The sequence below is a fragment of the Spirochaetota bacterium genome, assembly GCA_035477215.1.
GTDB lineage: Bacteria > Spirochaetota > UBA4802 > UBA4802 > UBA5368 > MVZN01.
In genome coordinates, this window is sequence record DATIKU010000018.1 from 99375 (window position 1) to 116131 (window position 16757).

The window sequence follows — 16757 nt, forward strand, 5'->3', positions numbered from 1 at the left end:
CCATGAAGATCGCGCTTGCACAGACCAATCCAGTGATTGCCGACATCGAGGGAAACCGCGCTAAGCTGGTATCCTGTGTCGAGCGGGCGAAACGTCTGGGTGCGGAGCTGGTCGTTTTCCCGGAGATGGCGACTATCGGTTACCCGCCGATGGATCTCCTCGAGAACCATATACTGATCGACGACAACCTCGCGTCGCTTGAGGCCGTCGCGAGGGCCTGCACCGGGATCGCCGCAGTATGCGGATATGTCGATTTCGACCGCGATAACAGCCCGATGCTCTTCAACTCCGCGGCGTTTCTGGCCGATGGGCGCATAATTTCGCGCCATCATAAAACCCTTCTTCCCACATACGATGTCTTTGACGAGATGCGCTACTTTTCGCCCGCGCGTCGGCAGGAACCTGTTTTCTACCGCGGTCGATCGATCGGCATCACCATCTGCGAGGACATCTGGAACGATCTCGATTACGACGACGCTTCGCCGGCCATGAGGCGATATCACATCGATCCGGTGAAAAGCCTGGTCGACCGCGGGATCGATCTGCTTATTTCGATAAATGCCTCGCCATATGTGCGGGGAAAGAACTCCGTCAAGTGGGCCATGATTTCCGCCATCGCGCGCAAGAACTCCGTTCCTGTGGTGTACGTCAACCAGGCCGGCGGGAATGACAGCCTGATATTCGACGGTAACAGCTTTATGGTCGACGCGCACGGCGTGTTCGCGGTCAGGGCCGCGCGCTTCGCGGAGGACCTTGTCGTTGTTGATGATGCTTCTGCCGGGACGGGGCCGTTCCCGATGGAAGACGAACTTGAGGACATCAGGCTGGCGCTGGTTCTGGGGCTTCGGGATTACGTCAGCAAGTGCGGTTTTAACAGTATTATCGTGGGGCTTTCGGGAGGAATCGATTCAGCTCTTACCGCGGCACTTGCGGTCCAGGCGCTCGGAAGCGAAAACGTAATGGGAATCACCATGCCCTCGCCGTTTTCGTCACAGGGCAGCGTCGACGATTCGGTCGAGCTCGCGGCGAAGCTCGGTTTTCGCGTGGAGACCATCCCCATCAGCGGACTCTACGGGGCCTACAAAGACCTACTCTCTGTAATCTTCGCCGGATGGCCGGAGGATGTGACCGAGGAGAACATCCAGGCGCGGATTCGGGGGAACATCCTCATGGCGGCAAGCAACAAGTTCGGGAGCCTTCTGCTCACGACCGGGAACAAGTCCGAGCTCGCCATGGGCTATTGCACGCTGTACGGCGACATGTCGGGAGGGCTTGCGGTACTTTCAGACCTTCCGAAGACGCTGGTGTATCGGCTCGCGGAACACATCAATCGCGCCGGCGAGGTGATTCCCCGTGCCAGTATCGAGAAGGCACCCTCGGCCGAGCTTCGCGAAAACCAGAAAGACGAGGACAGCCTGCCGCCGTACAGCCTGCTCGACGGTATTCTCGAGCGCTATATAGAACTCGCCATGTCAGCGGACGAAATCATCGCCGATGGCTTTCCGGCAAAGCTTGTTCGCGATATTTTAATAAAGGTTGACCGCAACGAGTATAAGCGGCGCCAGGCCCCGCCGGGGCTAAAGGTGACCACCAAGGCTTTCGGCATCGGCCGGCGAATCCCAATGGCGCAGCGCTTCCATCATTAAAGACAAAGCCCCCTTGCGGGGGCCCCGCTGAGTCCTTTTTATGAGAGCCGTTTTTCGAGCGCACGATACTCGTCCCAGATTTACTGCGCGACGAACAGGTCGAAACAGCGGTCAATGCCCATTTTGAACGCCGAGATTTTAACGGTATCCCGGCCGGAGAAACCCGCCGTTTTCGTCCCGGCGGAACCAGTGGGCAAATAAGGCGGGTGCTGGTATAACGCAAAACGGCTGACATCGGATAAGGACCAAAACCGGAAATCTTTAAATACCTATGGTGCGCGCCCCTTCGTGTTTAAGAAAAAAACCGGTTCGACGCTATAAAAAGCGCTCGAAGCGGTCTTTCTTCGCCTTGCAGACGGGACATGATTCGGGGGGATTGTCGCGTGCGCAGAGGTATCCGCACACCTTGCAGCGCCACACGGGATAAGGAAGCGTTCCGGGTGCAACGGTTTCGGATTTTTTACCGACGGCGCGCCCGCGTTCTTCTTCCGCCGGACGGCGCTCGGGTATGGGACGGACGGCGCGTTTTCCGCTCTGCACTTTCTGCGTGACATACAGGCCGCAGTAACAGGCGTCATGGTCGTCCAGATCGGGATCGCGGTAGTCGCAGGGGCAGATGATATCGAGATCCTCGGACCTCACTCCCGACGCCAGCCGGCAGGGACAGGCCCAGTATCCGTACCGCCGTTCGTTTAAAAGGAGTCCCTCGATGAGCTCCAGGGTAAACGCGACCTCGGGGTTGAGATGATAGCCGCCGGCCTCGGCCTCGGCGAAGAGCCGCCGGTACAGGTTTTCGATCTCGTCCCGGCCGATTCCGCCGCCGCTCATAGGCCGATCTCCTTCATTATTTTTTCTTCGTCGAAGCCCACGATGCAGCGGTCGTTGTCGATGACGATGGTCGGGAACGAGCCCTGGGGGTTCCAGCGGCGTATCTCATCCTTGACGGCGGCGTTCGCCTCGCGGGGCAGCTGGTCCACGTACACATACTCGTAGGCGACGCCGAGCTCATCCAGGAGCCCCCTCGCCTTCTTGCACCAGACGCATGTGCTGAGGGCATACAGTACGATGGTTCCTTTTCCCTTCCCTTCGACGCGGTTCATAAGTGCCATGAAAGCGTTTCTCCTCTCGCTGGTCTCTATGTAAAGTATAGATTCCGCTTCGGGACCCTGTCAAATTATTATTCTCCGATAGATCGGGGATGGGCCTTTTGCCGTGTTTTAAAATGGTATGGACGGCGAAATATAATTTGATTATTTTTAATCGATGGCGACTGAGTATCGAAGTCGGTTTTTAGAGTGGTATTCGCCGGCGTGCGGTTACCTATCTGGCAGTGTCGAGCTTTAAAACCTTTTCACGCCGGAGGCGTGAGGAGGGGGAAGTAGCAGGCCTACGCCGCATTTCTCGATGTAGTGGCGGTGTTAATTCAATTATCCTGGAGGATGGTATGTCGCGGTTTAATTTTTTCAAGAAGTCGCTCACGCTTATTACGCTTCTGTCGTTCGTTGCGGTGTCGGGGGCGCTTTTTGCCGAAGAGGACGAGCATTATATTCAGCCCGACGACTATTTTATATCGAAGGAGCCGTATAAAACCCAGGCATGGATGTATGTCAAGCTCTCCAAAATGAAGACGCCGGCAACGGCTGAGACAAAAAATGAAGCGGAGTTTATGCAGGTCGGGGACGGAAGCGAAATATGGACCAAAAACTACTGGCAGACGCGCATTGCGACGAAAGCCGATCTGAAACTCGGCGCCGTGGTGATCATGCTTGACGCCCAGGGGGACGAGGGAGTGTATCGCGCGCCCGAAAACAAGGAAGAGGCGAGGACAAGCTCGTGGTTCATCGCGAAGATCACCGACCTCTCGGACCTTTATAAAGGCCATCTGACGGTATCGGGCGGCTATAAAATCGATCCGAAAGCGCTGCGCGTGATCATCGGGAGGTAGTGGTAACTCCTGAAACTGAAAAGCATGGTGTTATCCCATCCGCGACATCGACTCACATTTTAGTGATGCCGCGGATAGGTTAACTCCTTACAAGCGTTGATTCAACGGGTTTTGCGTTTTTCCCTTTTCCCGAATCAGGATTCACAGAAAGTATTTGCCGGCGCGAACTCCACCGTCTCAGCATGCACCGCCGGGTGGTGCGAAAACCAATTGACATACAAAAGATCATCCGATTAGTGATACTGTTTATTCGCTTTGCCGGGGCTTTTGGCGGCCGCGTTCGTTTCATTGATCGTTCCATTACGATCTGGAACGGACCATGCGGGCGGGACGGCTTCGATACATTGTCGGCGATCGCGCCATGTCGCGGCCGCTCATCCATCGCGGGGTGTGCAGTGCATCGTATACGACTGAACGAAAAAATATCACCGAACGTAGGGAAGATGATCGTAGATGCTCCCGACGTGGCCAGGTACCGCAAGCCGGGCCAGTTCATCATGCTCCGGATCGACGAATGCGGCGAGCGGATCCCGCTAACCATCGCAGACGTGGACACGGCGCTGGGGACCATTACGCTCTATTATCAGATTGTCGGGAAGACGACGGAAAACATGGCGCGCCTGAAGGCGGGCGGGCACCTTAAAGATGTCGCCGGTCCGCTGGGACATCCGACTGAGATTATAAAATTCGGCACCGCGGTCTGTGTCGGCGGGGGGATCGGGGTCGCGCCGATATACCCGATTGCCGCGGCGCTGCACCGCGCGGGAAACAAAGTGGTCGGCGTTATCGGCGCGCGAACGAAAAATCTCCTTATACTCGAAAAGGAGATGGGCGAGGTGAGCGAGCGGCTGATAGTTTGCACCGACGACGGGAGCCATGGCCGCAAGGCCTTTGTGACCGAGGCGCTTGGCGAGATCATGGCGGCGGAAAAGGTGGACATCGTTGTCGCCATCGGGCCCGTGCCGATGATGAGGGCGGTGAGTGAACTTACCAGGCCGTCGGGGATAAAGACCCTTGTGAGCCTGAACTCCGTGATGGTGGACGGCACCGGGATGTGTGGCGGGTGCCGAGTGACGGTGAACGGGGAGAAGCGCTTTACCTGCGTCGATGGCCCGGAGTTCGACGGGCACCAGGTTAATTTCGAGGAGCTCGTGATGCGGCTCAATACATACAGGGATGAGGAGGCCGTTTCGATGCGGGAGCACAGGTGCAGGCTGGGGGAGGTGGATCATGAAGGATAAAGTCCCCCGCCAGTCCATGCCCGAGCAGCCTCCCGCACAGAGGGTGCGGAACTATAAAGAGGTACCGCTGGGTTACTCCGACGAGACAGCGCGTCTGGAGGCGTCGCGCTGCCTTCAGTGCAAGAGGCCTACCTGCGTGGACGGTTGCCCGGTGCGTGTCGACATACCGGGCTTTATTAAAGCGATACGCGATGGTGATTTTCTCAGCTCCATACATTTAATCAAAACGACCAACTCGCTGCCGGCAGTATGCGGACGGGTTTGCCCGCAGGAGGAGCAGTGTGAAAAGCTCTGTGTACTCACCAAAAAGGGCGAGTCGGTCGCGATAGGTAAGCTTGAGCGCTTTGCCGCGGATTACGAGCGCGAGCGCGAACAACTTGAGATACGGGCCGCGGCGGAGATGAAGGAAGGCCGCGTCGCCATCGTCGGCTCGGGGCCCGCGGGACTTACGGCGGCGGGCGAGCTCGCCAAGATGGGCTACCGTGTGACGGTTTTCGAGGCCTTTCACAACGCCGGCGGTGTGCTGGTGTACGGCATTCCGGAATTTCGCCTGCCCAAGGCGATCGTGCAGTACGAAATCGACGCGCTCGCCAAGCTCGGCGTGGAAATCGTGCTGAACCGCGTTGTAGGTTCGGCGGGAACGGTCAATGACCTGTTGTCCGAAGGTTTCGACGCGGTGTTCATCGGAACGGGAGCGGGACTCCCGCTCTTCCTCGACATTCCGGGAGAAAACCTGCAGGGGGTCTACTCGGCGAACGAGTACCTGACGCGGGCGAATCTCATGAAGGCATACAAGTTCCCCGAGTATGATACGCCAATCGCGCGCGGAGATTCGATCGCCGTGGTAGGCGGGGGAAATGTTGCGATGGACTCGGCACGCATGGCGTTGCGCCTCGGCAGCAAAAAGGTGCACCTGATCTATCGCCGCTCCAGGGCCGAGATGCCCGCGCGCGTCGAGGAGGTGCATCACGCCGAGGAGGAGGGCGTGCTCTTCCAGCTGCTCACAAATCCGGTGCGCTTCATCGGCGACGAGCAGGGGCGGCTCAAGGCGGTGGAGTGCGTCCGCATGGAACTCGGAGAGCCGGACGATTCGGGGAGGCGCCGTCCCGTCGTGGTGAAGGGCTCGGAGTTTACCATCGATATCGACGTGGCGATCGTCGCAATCGGGAACGGGCCCAACCCGCTGATACCGCGGACCACGCCTGGCCTCGCGGTCAGCAAATGGGGCAACATCGTCGCCGACGATGAAAGCATGAAGACGAGCAGAAAGGGCGTTTTCGCCGGCGGAGACATCGTTACCGGCGCCGCGACGGTCATCCTCGCAATGGGAGCCGGACGAAAGGCCGCAATGGCCATAAACACATATCTTCAGACCGGAGAATGGTAATGGAAAAAAAGATCAAGACTATCGCAGTACTGCAGCTCGTCATGGCGTTGGGAGTAATCCTCTTCTGGGTGGGTTTCTTTACCGTAGGCATGGCGCCGGAGAACCCGCCGCCCTGCTACTTCGCCTACGAACGCTCGTTCCCCGTACCCGACATCATCATGGCTCTCGCGCTCATCGTGTCATCGGTCATGCTCTTCAAAGGAAACCCGCTGGGCAAGGCGATCGCCCTTGTATGCGCCGGTTCGCTTATCTTCCTTGGCGTGCTCGACATGTGTTTCAATTACCTTAACGGCGTCTATGCCGCGTCGACCATGGACCTCGTTTCAAACCTGTTCATCAACATCGCCTGTGTGGCTCTTGGGCTTATCATCGTTCTCGGTTTTAAAAACGACGTTCGCTGAGCCTTATGACGCCTGAAGCATGAGGCGGACGCCCTCCGGGGCGCCCGCCGTTTTATTTTCCGGTTTAATTTCTTCGTTGCAGTTAAGACGCTCACCGGTATACTGAATGGCGAAAGCGTACAGGAGGAGTTATGGTATATCGACGATCGATAATCGCGGGCGCATCGGAGGACCGGCTGGAAAGGCTCATACAGGCGCGGCTTGAGCCTGGCGCGGACAAACAGAACATCGACGCGCGCATCTGGGACCTCTTCGGCGAGGAGTGGTGCGTGATGTTTACCGACCTTTCGGGCTTTTCGCGCGGGGTCGCCAAATTCGGCATCATACATTTTTTGCAGACCATATACGAGTCCGAGCGCATCCTCATCCCGATAATCGAGGAGCATGATGGAATACTTCTTAAAGTGGAAGGGGACAGCTTTCTTGTGATTTTTCGCAAGGTTAGAAAGGCTCTCCAGGCGGCGATTCATATGCAACGCGTGCTAAAGACGTACAACGCGGACAAGGCGGAGGAGGAACAGGTTCTCCTGTGCGTGGGGCTCGGTTTTGGCAAGATGCTGCGCATAGGCGACACCGACGTGTTCGGTGCGGAAGTGAACGCCGCGAGCAAGCTGGGGGAGGACACGGCCGGGGCATGGGAGATCCTTGCGACGGGCGCGGTAATGGAAGCCGCCGGAAAGATTCCCGATATAGTTTTCAAGGAGATTGACGACATACCGCCGGGGGCGGGGAAGGCGTACAGGGCGCTCTATTCTATTGAGTGATTTGAGCGTGAATACCCGCGATATAAAAAGTCATGGGGCATCGTGGCGTTATGGATATATGTGAAACGTGCGAGTGGGACGAAAAACTCCTGCTCTGTTGTCCGCGATTCCCGGAGACAGGCGAGCAGTCAGACCTGATCCTTCCGGAAAGCGGGAAGGTCAGGGCGTGTATCCACCTGAGTGCTCTTGGTCGGTGTGCAATCTACGAATCGCGCCCCGTGGGGTGCAGGAAGTTTGAGTGCGACCGAATGGTATCATCGAATAGGGACATGCGTTTGTCCGACGAATCAATGCCGTTTTGTGGGCTCAGTGCAGCCGGAGTTTTTTCTTTTCGATATTGACGGCAAGGTGCGCGACGAACTCGTCTATCCCCTCTCCCGTTCTGGCACTGGTTCTGAAAACTGTCATCTTCGGATTGACCCGCCCGATGTTCGCCATCACCTCGTCGACGCTGTAATCGAGGTGGGGAAGCAGATCAACCTTGTTGAGAAGCAGCGTATGCGACGAGTTGAACATTAGCGGGTACTTGACCGGCTTATCCTCGCCCTCGGTCACGGAGAGCACTACTATCCGTTCGTCGTCGCCGAGCTCGAATTCGGCCGGGCATACGAGGTTGCCGATATTCTCGATGATGACCAGGTCGAGCGCATCGAGGTCGAAGCCGTCCAGGCACTTGCGGATCCACGAGCTTTCGAGGTGGCAGTCCCCGCCGAAGAGCGAAGTTTCGATCTGTATGATCGGGACGTCGTGGCCGGAAAGCCTCTCGGCGTCTTTGGTAGTCTTGATGTCGCCCTCGATTACTGCGATTCGGTAGCGGTTTTTAAGCGAGCCAATGATCCGGTCGAGCAGTGTGGTCTTACCCGAACCCGGCGAGCTCATGAGGTCGATCATGTATATTTTTTTCTCTTTTAAAAGCGCGCGTATCTCCTCCGCCCGGCTTTCGTTCGACGCGAGGATGTCTTTTAGTACCTTGATCTCCATGGCGGCCTCATCGTGCTTGGTATGACCTCGGTCGCGACTCTCACGTCGCGAGTGCTATGGTGATAAACGATTGCACAGAAGCAATAGTTTATTTAGACGGGGCGCTGCGCACCGCGCCCCGTCTGTGAAAATCGCCCGCATCAGCACACCCTGAACTGCGAGATATCCCTGTCGCCCTCTACGACATGCACCGCGCAGGCGATGCATGGATCGAACGAACGCACGACCCGCGCGGCCTCGATCGGGTTAGCGGGATCGGCGATCGGCGTGCCGATGAGGGCTTGCTCGACCGGCCCGATGTTGCCCCTGTCGTCGCGGGGGCTGCAGAACCACGTGGTAGGAACGACGCACTGGTAATTGGCGATCTTTTTATCCTCAATGACGATCCAGTGCCCGAGCGCGCCGCGGGGAGCTTCGACGAGCCCCTCTCCTTCGCCTTTTTCAGGTATATCGTAGGTGGAGCGCGGCGAGCCGCCTACCTCGAGTTCGTCGAGCCATTCCCGTATCTGCGTGCACAGAAGTTTCGCTTCTATCGCACGAGCTGCGTGACGGCCAAGCACCGAGAAAACGGCGGAGATGTCGGCATCGAATTCCTTCAGTACGGCATCGACTTCCTTCTTCACCGCCATATTGCCGGACAGGTAGCTTATGGCGATACGTGGCAGCGGGCCGACCTCCATGGGCTTTCCATCGTAGCGCGGCGCCTTGAGCCAGGTGTACGCGCCGCCCTTATGCGGATCGGGCTCGGTCTGACCCTTGAGCGGGTGCAGATCGGATGCGGATTTGTACCGCGCGTAGCGGACCTGCTCGCGAATGAGCGCTGTATCGAGCTTTGCGACATTCCCGCCGGAGAGCATACCCTGCTGGAACATGAAGGCCGATCCGGAATCATCGGATTCGAAGGCCCCGAACGAGAGAAGATTTTCGTATCGCCCGAGCTTGAAGTAATCCGAGTAGGCCCGGGCCACGGCGACGACGTCTTTTATGTAAACGTCGTTAACGAATTTTTCGACCTCCCCGAGGTATTTTTTATATTCGCGTATATTCGCCCGCGTGGGTACATGGGTCAATCCGCCCGGTACGATACCCATTAGGTGAGGAACACGGCCACCGAACACCGTGACCATCTTGTGCGCCTTCATGCGGATATCGAGCGCCTGGAGATAATGCGCGATAGCCGCGATGTTAAGGTCCGCATCGGCGATATAGGCGTCTTTCGCTTCGTAACGCGGCAGAAAAGGGCTTACCGCGGAGATCTGGTCGATGCGCCCCTTCTTGAGGGCAAGCTCATCTTTTGCCCAAGCCTGAACGGCCTTGAGGCCCGAGTCGCTCCCCTTGTAATTGAGGATCGCAGTGATATCGACGAAGTCGAGCGCGCACAGGTGATAAAAGTGGAGGATGTGGGACTGGAGATAGTTCGCGCCGAGTACGAGATTGCGAAGCAGGCGGCCGTTTTTGTTAGCCTTTATTCCAAAAGCGGCATCCTGGCACTTGCTCGAAGCGATGCCGTGCGATACCGGACATACACCGCAGATGCGCTGGACAATCTGGGTGGCATCAACGGGATTGCGTCCCAGGAGTATCTTCTCAAAACCCCGGAACATGTCGCCCTTGTTCTTGGCGTCGACGACCTTGCCGTTTTGCACGTCTATCTCTATTGAAAGATGACCCTCTATCCGGGTTATGGGATCCAGGTAAATCTTAGCCATTGATGCTACCTCCGTTCCTGAGATTCAACACAGCCGCGCGGATCTGCGGCTCTTCCAGAGCGTTGATCTCGTCGAGGCTTGCCATAAGATGCTTGTAGAGACCGCGCTTGCCGTAATCGGGGAATACGGACTCCGTACAGCCGATACAGCCCGAGCCGCAGCCGGTGCACGAGTTGACGCCGCCCAGCCACTTTCTGTTCGGAATGTCACAGCCGGAATCCATGCCGAGACAGCCGAGCAGGTACAGGCAGCCTTTCTCGCCCCAGTGTTTGGCGAAGCGACCGCGCTTGTAGTCGGAGAGGTGTTCGCACTGTTCGTGGACTGTTTTTCCGAAGTAAAGTTTCGGTCGGTTGTATTCGTCGAGTTCGGGAATGCCCTTGAGCACGTAGTGCAGAATGGTGCCGATCATCCAGTCGGGATGGGGGGGGCAACCGGGAACATTGATTATCGTCGCGTTCGGCAGTATCTCCGACAACGATTTGGCTCCGGTCGGATTAAGGCCGGTCCGTCGGTCCGCTGCCGCGGGAATGCCGCCGTAGGCCGAACAGGTGCCGAAGGCAAGTATCGCCTTCGCGTTTTTACCGAGCTCCCGGATCCATTCAAGCGCGCTCACGTGCCGGCCGTTAAGCATGCCTATTGTGCAGTATTCCTCCGAACCGGTGGGAATGGAGCCTTCCACCACCAGAACGAAGTCCTTGCGCTGTTTTTTTACCGCCTCATCGAGCACACGGATTGCGACCTCCCCGGTGCCGCCCATGAGCGTCTGGTGGTAGTTGAGGCTGATGTGCTCGGTAATCAGCGTTGCGATGTCGGGTTCGATGGTATTGAGGAGGGATACAGAACACCCGGAGCACGATTGCGCCTGAAGCCAGATAACCGGCGTGCGCTCGGCGGCTTCCTTTATCGCTTTCTTGCATCCCTGGAGGAGAACGCCTGAAAACCCGAAGACCGCGGCCGTCCCCCCCATGAGTTTTAAAAAGTCCCGTCTGTTTAGAGCCATATATGTCCTCCTGTTTTCATTGTAGCGCGGCTTCGAGAACGGTTTTAACGGCGACGGGAATTGATCGCCGCACCGGCTCGCTGATATTCATGGAAAGCGTCGTGACATCCCGGGGAACAATACCGATTATTTCGATTAAGGGGTCGTCGCCGAGCAGCCTGAGCGTGCGGAGAACCTGCATAATTCCCACTTCATGCAGCGAAAAACGGGCGTTACAGGTAGTGCACTGTTCGGGGCTAAGGCGGTAGACGCTCCCCGGCTCATCAGCGGCGCCCAGCGCGTCCACGATGATTATCCTGTCTTTCCCCTGCATAAGCGGTATGAGATCGAAGCCCGCGGTCCCACCATCGACGATCTCGACATTGTCGGGAAGTGTGACGCCCGAATCAATGATCTCGTTTACGATGTGCACGCCCAGGCCGTCATCGCTCTGAAGGATGTTACCGATGCCCAGTATCAATACGTTCTTCATGTGATAACCGATACCCCGGCGTTTCTACTTGGTGTCGTGGACTTCCAGATGGCAGTCCTGGCACATGGTCGGCCCCTTGGCCTTTACCGCATGACATCCGATACAAAAATCGTGAATTTCGTCTTCGCCCCGACTGCCTTTATGACATTGCGCGCAGACCTTTATCCTGTCATCGTTTCCTTTTTTATGATGGCAGGTGAAGCAATCGACTCCAGCCTTTTGATGCTTCAGATGCGAGATTTTAACATCGCTTACCAGGTCCCTGGTTTTGACAACCCCGGCTTTGAGGTCCGAATCGGTTACGAATTTGTTTACAGAATTAATGATGTACACATCGGTGGGACTCGGATTGATCGAGGTCGTACCCTCCTTACACCCCGCAACGGCGAAGGAAACCGAGATTACCAAGCTGCAGATGAGAAAAAGAGTAGTGCTTCGTCTGTTCACACATATACCCCCTAAAAGTAGATTGAGTATCCTGTTTAAGGTGAATGTGCAATCGACGTCCCGGGAGGGGATTGCGGAGGAAAGCACGCACATTCCCAACGCCGTACGCCGCGTACCGCAGCCGGTGTTGAGATTGCGGCGTTCACTCCTGTTTCCGAACCGGGAAGTGGTGCCGTTTCCGACTCCGCCCTGTCGTCGCACAATCCATGGTCAGGAGACTTTAGGATTATTAGATCAAGGATTCTGGTTGACTCTAAGAAAGTGATATAGGCATGTCAAATTATTTTCTTTTATATAAATTTTTTGTACATATGGTTTTTCAATGTATAGAGCGGATGCAGCATCATGAACCGGATGGACGGCAGCGATCACATACGCCTGCGCATCACCGGTATAGTCCAGGGTGTCGGTTTCCGTCCCTTCGTTTATCGTATCGCGCTCAAATACGGTATTACGGGCCTGGTACGGAACGACACCAGGGGCGTGCTGGTGCACGCGCAGGGAAAAAAAGAACGTCTGAATTCCTTCGTGGAAGAAATACGAGGCACTCCCCCGCCCCTATCGCGCATTGATTCGATGACGATCGAGAAAGAACCGCCCGGCGATTTCAAGGTATTCCATATTGAGAAAAGCGCCGAGGCGGAGGAGCGCACGGCGATAATACCCCCGGACAGCGCGATCTGCGACGAATGCCTCGCCGAATTGCTGGACCCCGCCGACCGTCGCTTCGGTTATCCCTTCATCACCTGCACCAACTGCGGCCCGCGCTTCAGCATCGTACGCGACATCCCCTACGACAGGAATAACACTTCGATGGAGCCGTTCGACATGTGCCCGGCATGTGGGCGTGAATACGGCGACCCGCTCGACCGGCGATTTCATACCCAACCGAACGCCTGCCCGGACTGCGGGCCGCGCCTCGAGCTTCGCGATGTGCGCGGCACGCTGATTTCGGCCGATGCCATGGAGATCGCTTGCAAGGCTGCGGCATACGTGCGTGAAGGACGCATCATCGCCATTAAAAGCATCGGCGGCTACCTGCTCGCCTGTGACGCACAAAGCGACACCGCGGTCCTTGAGCTGAGGCGCAGAAAGGGGCGGCCATCAAAGCCCTTCGCGCTCATGGCGGGAACCTACGAAAAGGCGGCCTCGTTTCTTGAAATCGACGAGACGGAGAAAAGGCTCCTCCTTTCGCACGAACGGCCGATCGTTCTGATGAAGGAGAAAACGGCCCTGGTGAGCCGGCATGTCGCGCCGGGATTGAGCTATATCGGTCTTATGTTTCCCTATTCGCCTTTTCAGCACATGCTCTTTGGCGTCGATCCGGATACGATTCTCATTATGACCAGCGGCAATGTCGCGGAAGAACCGATCGTATACCGCGATCGGGAAGCATTTGGCGAGCTCGGGAGAATCGCAGACGTTTTCGTAACCTATAACAGGGATATCGAGCAGTTCAGTGACGACAGCGTTCTTTTCGCGGAGAGGGGCAAGCCCTTCTTCGTCCGGCGCTCGCGCGGTTACGTGCCGGTACCGCTTGTGCTCTCGACCGATGGCGTGGAGGTGTTCGCGACCGGGGGCGATTTGAAGAGCAGCTTCGCCTACGCACGCGGCCCTTCGGCGGTCATGTCACAGTTCATTGGCGACCTTGAGTCGCCGTCGGCGAACGAACTCTACCGGAAACAGATGGGCCGTTTCGGGGATATATACCGGTTCGAGCCGCGAGCGGTCGCGTGCGATATGCATCCGGGCTATTTCACCACGGCGATCGCCGGGGAGCTTGAGGAAAAGGGACTACGAAAGATCGCCGTTCAGCACCACCATGCGCATATTGCATCGGTCATGGAAGAGAGGAATCTGAAAAGCCGGGTGATCGGTATCGCATTCGACGGCACCGGTTACGGCGCTGACGGCCGGTTGTGGGGCGCGGAGTTCATGGTGGCGGACCGGCAATCGTTCGAGCGGCGTGCGCATTTCTCGTATTTTTCACTTCCCGGCGGGGAGAACGCCATCCGCGACGTATGGAAGATCGGCATAGCCCTACTGCACGCGCGCTACGGCGAAGAGTATCCACTCATGCGCCGGGACGGGGCGACGGCGATGGTGTGCGAAATGATCGAAAAGGATATCAACTGCCCCCAGACGTGCAGCATAGGGAGGCTCTTCGACGGCATGGCGGCTGTGCTTGGGATAGCGGAATCGGTGAGCGCGGAGGCGGAGGCGGCGATGCTTCTTGAGGAGGCCGCTCTTCGCGGCGCGGGAACCTGGATTGATGACGGCTGGATGATACCGGTTTCAGGAGAAGGACCGGCGGTAATCTCGACCGTGTCGCTGGTGGACCGCGTCGTTTCGCTGCGCCTTTCCGGCCTAAGCGTCGAGGCGGCGGCGTACGCGTTCCATGTCGCGATCGCCGGCGTCGCTGTCGCGATGGCCGGGCGTATGCGCGATGCCGGCGGCATCAATGATGTCGTGCTTTCCGGCGGGGCCTTCCAGAACCGTTTGCTGCTTCGACTGATCATTGAAGGCCTGCAGAAAAAACGGTTTGACATCAGCCTTCCGGAAAAAATACCATTCAATGACGGTTGTCTGGCTCTCGGTCAGATCGCCGTGGCCAGGGAGATATTTCACAATGAATAACGATAAAATCAGGGCAATGGCGGACGGATTTCGCTCCCTCCGCCTGGAGCGCAACCTCCGGATTATGGAGGTCTGCGGCACCCATACCACCGAGTTTTTCCGAACCGGGGTGCGCGATGTTTTCCCCGAGGGGCTTTCCCTGATTGACGGGCCGGGGTGCCCTGTCTGCGTTACACCGAATGATTATCTCGACCGGGCGATCGAGATAGCCCGAGTGCACGGCGTGACGGTGGCCACCTTCGGCGACATGGTAAAGGTGCCGTCCTCGTACAGCTCGCTCGCCGGCGAGAAGGCGCTGGGGATGCGGCTCGAGGTGGTCTACTCGCCGCTCGACGCCCTGCAGATTGCCGCTAATAATCCGGACTTGCAGGTAATGTTTCTCAGTGTGGGTTTCGAGACGACCGCTCCGGCCGAGGCGGTTGCGGTGCAGCGGGCGCGCGAGCGGAACATCGCGAACTTTTCAATCCTGTGCGGAAACAAGCTCACGCCGCCGGCCGTGAAGGCCCTGCTCGACGCGGGAGAAACGCGTATCGACGGATTCATCCTTCCAGGACATGTGAGCGCGATCATCGGCGTGGCGCCTTGGCGCTTCGTGGCCGATTCGTACGGGAAGCCCGGCGTGGTGGCGGGCTTCGAGGCGTACGATCTCATCATGGCTGCCGCTGCTCTGGTGCGTTTGATCGAAGAGAAGATGAACGTGGTCGAAAACGGGTATGCGCGCGTTGTCCGCGACGGCGGTAACCCGAAGGCCGGGGAGATCATGTACGACGTCTTCGGGGAGTGCGATGCCCACTGGCGCGGGATCGGCGTTATACCCCGAAGCGGGCTTGCGCTTCGCGACAGCTACTCGGATTTCGACGCAGCGCGGCGGTTTCCCGTTGAACCGCCCCCGGCGCGGCAGCACCAGGGTTGCCGCTGCGGCGATCTGCTGCGCGGACTAATTGTTCCCACCGACTGCGGCCTCTTCGGTTCGGCGTGCACGCCTGAAAACGCAGTGGGGCCCTGCATGGTGTCGTCCGAGGGGCCGTGTTCGGCCTACTATAATTACGGGGGGTTATGATGGCGGACCGAATTCTTTCGGGGCACGGAAGCGGCGGAAAACTGATGAACGAGATGATCGGCGGTTTGATTCGCCGTGTTCTGGGACCTGAGAGCGTGCAGATGGACGACTCGGCGGTGCTGAACATCGGCGCCGGGAGGATCGCCTTCACCACCGACACCTTCACCATCACGCCGATAGAGTTTCCCGGCGGTACGATCGGGTCGCTCGCCGTCAATGGAACGGTGAACGACCTCGCGGTGATGGGGGCGCGGCCGCTCTACCTGAGCTGCGCGCTTATACTGGAAGAAGGCCTGGAAACGGCCGTGCTCGAGCGGATTCTCGTTTCTATGAGAAGAGCGGCGGACGAGGCCGGGGTTTCGATCGTTACCGGGGACACGAAGGTCGTGGACAGGGGAAAGGCCGATAAAATATTTATTAATACGGCGGGTATTGGTATACTTGAAAGGGTGGTGCAGCGCCGGCCGATCGCGCCGGGCGACGCGATTGTCATCAACGGCTTTATAGGCGACCACGGGATCGCGATCATGGCGCTTCGCAACAAGCTGAGCTTCAGCCGGGGACTCGCCTCTGACTGCGCGCCAATGAGCCGCCTCATCGAAAGGGTGCTTGCAGATTTTCCGGAGAGCGTGAAGTTCATGCGCGACCCGACGCGGGGCGGCGTGGCCTCGGTGCTGAACGAGATCGTGAAGGGAAAAGATTTCGGCATCGGCCTGGCGGAGGCGAGCCTGCCGGTGCGCGACGAGGTGAAAGGTGTTTCCGGGATGCTCGGCATCGATCCGCTGTATGCGGCCAACGAGGGGAAGGTGTTCATGGTGGTGCGCGGGAAGGACGCCGAAGGAATCGTCGGGCTCATGCGTTCGCTTCCGGAAGGACGGGATGCCGCGGTTATCGGAACGGTGAGCGTCGCTTATCCCGGCAGGGCGTATCTCGAAACACGGACGGGCGGGAGGCGCATCCTGCCCCTTTTAATTGAGGAACAGCTGCCGCGCATATGTTGAAAAGCGATGGGACATAAATACGAAAACCCGTCGATGTCGTCGGGCGCGCGAATGTGGCGACGCCTT

16 protein-coding genes and 1 riboswitch are annotated in these 16757 nt (G+C 57.8%); of the genes, 9 read left to right on the plus strand and 7 right to left on the minus strand.

Translation table 11 applies throughout. From position 1 onward, the window contains the following. The first annotated feature begins 2 nt into the window (after window positions 1-2). Window positions 3-1646 (plus strand): NAD+ synthase, encoded by a 1644-nt coding sequence (locus VLM75_04395; GenBank protein HSV96158.1) that lies wholly within the window; start codon window positions 3-5, stop codon window positions 1644-1646. Between the two features lie 315 nt (window positions 1647-1961). Here VLM75_04395 and VLM75_04400 read toward each other — a convergent pair whose 3' ends face one another. Further along, window positions 1962-2474: a ferredoxin-thioredoxin reductase catalytic domain-containing protein gene (locus VLM75_04400; GenBank protein ID HSV96159.1), complete on the minus strand. Its 513-nt coding sequence runs from the start codon at window positions 2472-2474 to the stop codon at window positions 1962-1964. After that, entirely contained in the window at window positions 2471-2755 is a 285-nt protein-coding gene (locus tag VLM75_04405) for a glutaredoxin family protein (protein HSV96160.1), read from the minus strand. The genes VLM75_04400 and VLM75_04405 overlap by 4 nt, the downstream gene beginning before the upstream one ends. Window positions 2756-3090: 335 nt before the next feature. On the opposite strand from VLM75_04405, the gene VLM75_04410 reads away from it, so the two are divergent. The 5 genes from VLM75_04410 to VLM75_04430 all read left to right on the plus strand — a co-directional run bounded on the left by VLM75_04410 (window position 3091) and on the right by VLM75_04430 (window position 7384). Continuing rightward, entirely contained in the window at window positions 3091-3591 is a 501-nt protein-coding gene (locus VLM75_04410) for a hypothetical protein (protein HSV96161.1), read from the plus strand. A gap of 395 nt (window positions 3592-3986) precedes the next feature. After that, window positions 3987-4832, plus strand: coding sequence for a sulfide/dihydroorotate dehydrogenase-like FAD/NAD-binding protein (locus VLM75_04415; GenBank protein HSV96162.1), 846 nt, complete (start codon window positions 3987-3989; stop codon window positions 4830-4832). Continuing rightward, a complete protein-coding gene (gene gltA / locus VLM75_04420) occupies window positions 4822-6219 on the plus strand; it encodes an NADPH-dependent glutamate synthase (protein HSV96163.1) in 1398 nt (465 codons plus the stop codon). Before VLM75_04415 ends, gltA begins: the two co-directional genes overlap by 11 nt. Next, window positions 6219-6620, plus strand: coding sequence for a hypothetical protein (locus tag VLM75_04425; protein HSV96164.1), 402 nt, complete (start codon window positions 6219-6221; stop codon window positions 6618-6620). The genes gltA and VLM75_04425 overlap by 1 nt, the downstream gene beginning before the upstream one ends. Window positions 6621-6751: 131 nt before the next feature. Further along, window positions 6752-7384 (plus strand): adenylate/guanylate cyclase domain-containing protein, encoded by a 633-nt coding sequence (locus tag VLM75_04430; GenBank protein ID HSV96165.1) that lies wholly within the window; start codon window positions 6752-6754, stop codon window positions 7382-7384. A 306-nt stretch (window positions 7385-7690) separates the two neighbouring features. Here the strand turns inward: VLM75_04430 and hypB are convergent, their stop codons facing one another. The 5 genes from hypB to VLM75_04455 form a co-directional block, all read right to left on the minus strand. Further along, on the minus strand, window positions 7691-8365 hold the full coding sequence (gene hypB / locus VLM75_04435; GenBank protein HSV96166.1) for a hydrogenase nickel incorporation protein HypB: 675 nt from the start codon (window positions 8363-8365) through the stop codon (window positions 7691-7693). A 140-nt stretch (window positions 8366-8505) separates the two neighbouring features. Continuing rightward, a complete protein-coding gene (locus VLM75_04440) occupies window positions 8506-10074 on the minus strand; it encodes a nickel-dependent hydrogenase large subunit (protein HSV96167.1) in 1569 nt (522 codons plus the stop codon). Beyond that, entirely contained in the window at window positions 10067-11074 is a 1008-nt protein-coding gene (locus tag VLM75_04445; GenBank protein HSV96168.1) for a hydrogenase small subunit, read from the minus strand. Before VLM75_04445 ends, VLM75_04440 begins: the two co-directional genes overlap by 8 nt. A 16-nt stretch (window positions 11075-11090) precedes the next feature. Beyond that, the gene (locus VLM75_04450; GenBank protein ID HSV96169.1) at window positions 11091-11546 is read right to left on the minus strand and encodes a HyaD/HybD family hydrogenase maturation endopeptidase; all 456 of its coding nucleotides are present in this window, start codon (window positions 11544-11546) and stop codon (window positions 11091-11093) included. A 24-nt stretch (window positions 11547-11570) separates the two neighbouring features. Next, window positions 11571-11993 carry a cytochrome c3 family protein gene (locus VLM75_04455; protein HSV96170.1) on the minus strand — a complete coding sequence of 141 codons (423 nt, stop codon included), beginning with the start codon at window positions 11991-11993 and terminating at the stop codon, window positions 11571-11573. A 130-nt stretch (window positions 11994-12123) separates the two neighbouring features. Next, window positions 12124-12245: riboswitch (molybdenum cofactor riboswitch) on the minus strand. 93 nt (window positions 12246-12338) lie between these two features. Here VLM75_04455 and hypF point away from each other — a divergent pair. Genes hypF through hypE form a run of 3 tightly spaced genes read left to right on the plus strand, consistent with a single transcriptional unit; the run spans window position 12339 to window position 16691 of the window. After that, entirely contained in the window at window positions 12339-14630 is a 2292-nt protein-coding gene (gene hypF, locus VLM75_04460; protein ID HSV96171.1) for a carbamoyltransferase HypF, read from the plus strand. Further along, a complete protein-coding gene (gene hypD / locus VLM75_04465) occupies window positions 14623-15690 on the plus strand; it encodes a hydrogenase formation protein HypD (GenBank protein HSV96172.1) in 1068 nt (355 codons plus the stop codon). The genes hypF and hypD overlap by 8 nt, the downstream gene beginning before the upstream one ends. After that, window positions 15690-16691 (plus strand): hydrogenase expression/formation protein HypE, encoded by a 1002-nt coding sequence (gene hypE, locus VLM75_04470; GenBank protein ID HSV96173.1) that lies wholly within the window; start codon window positions 15690-15692, stop codon window positions 16689-16691. The genes hypD and hypE overlap by 1 nt, the downstream gene beginning before the upstream one ends. The last annotated feature ends 66 nt before the right edge of the window (window positions 16692-16757 follow it).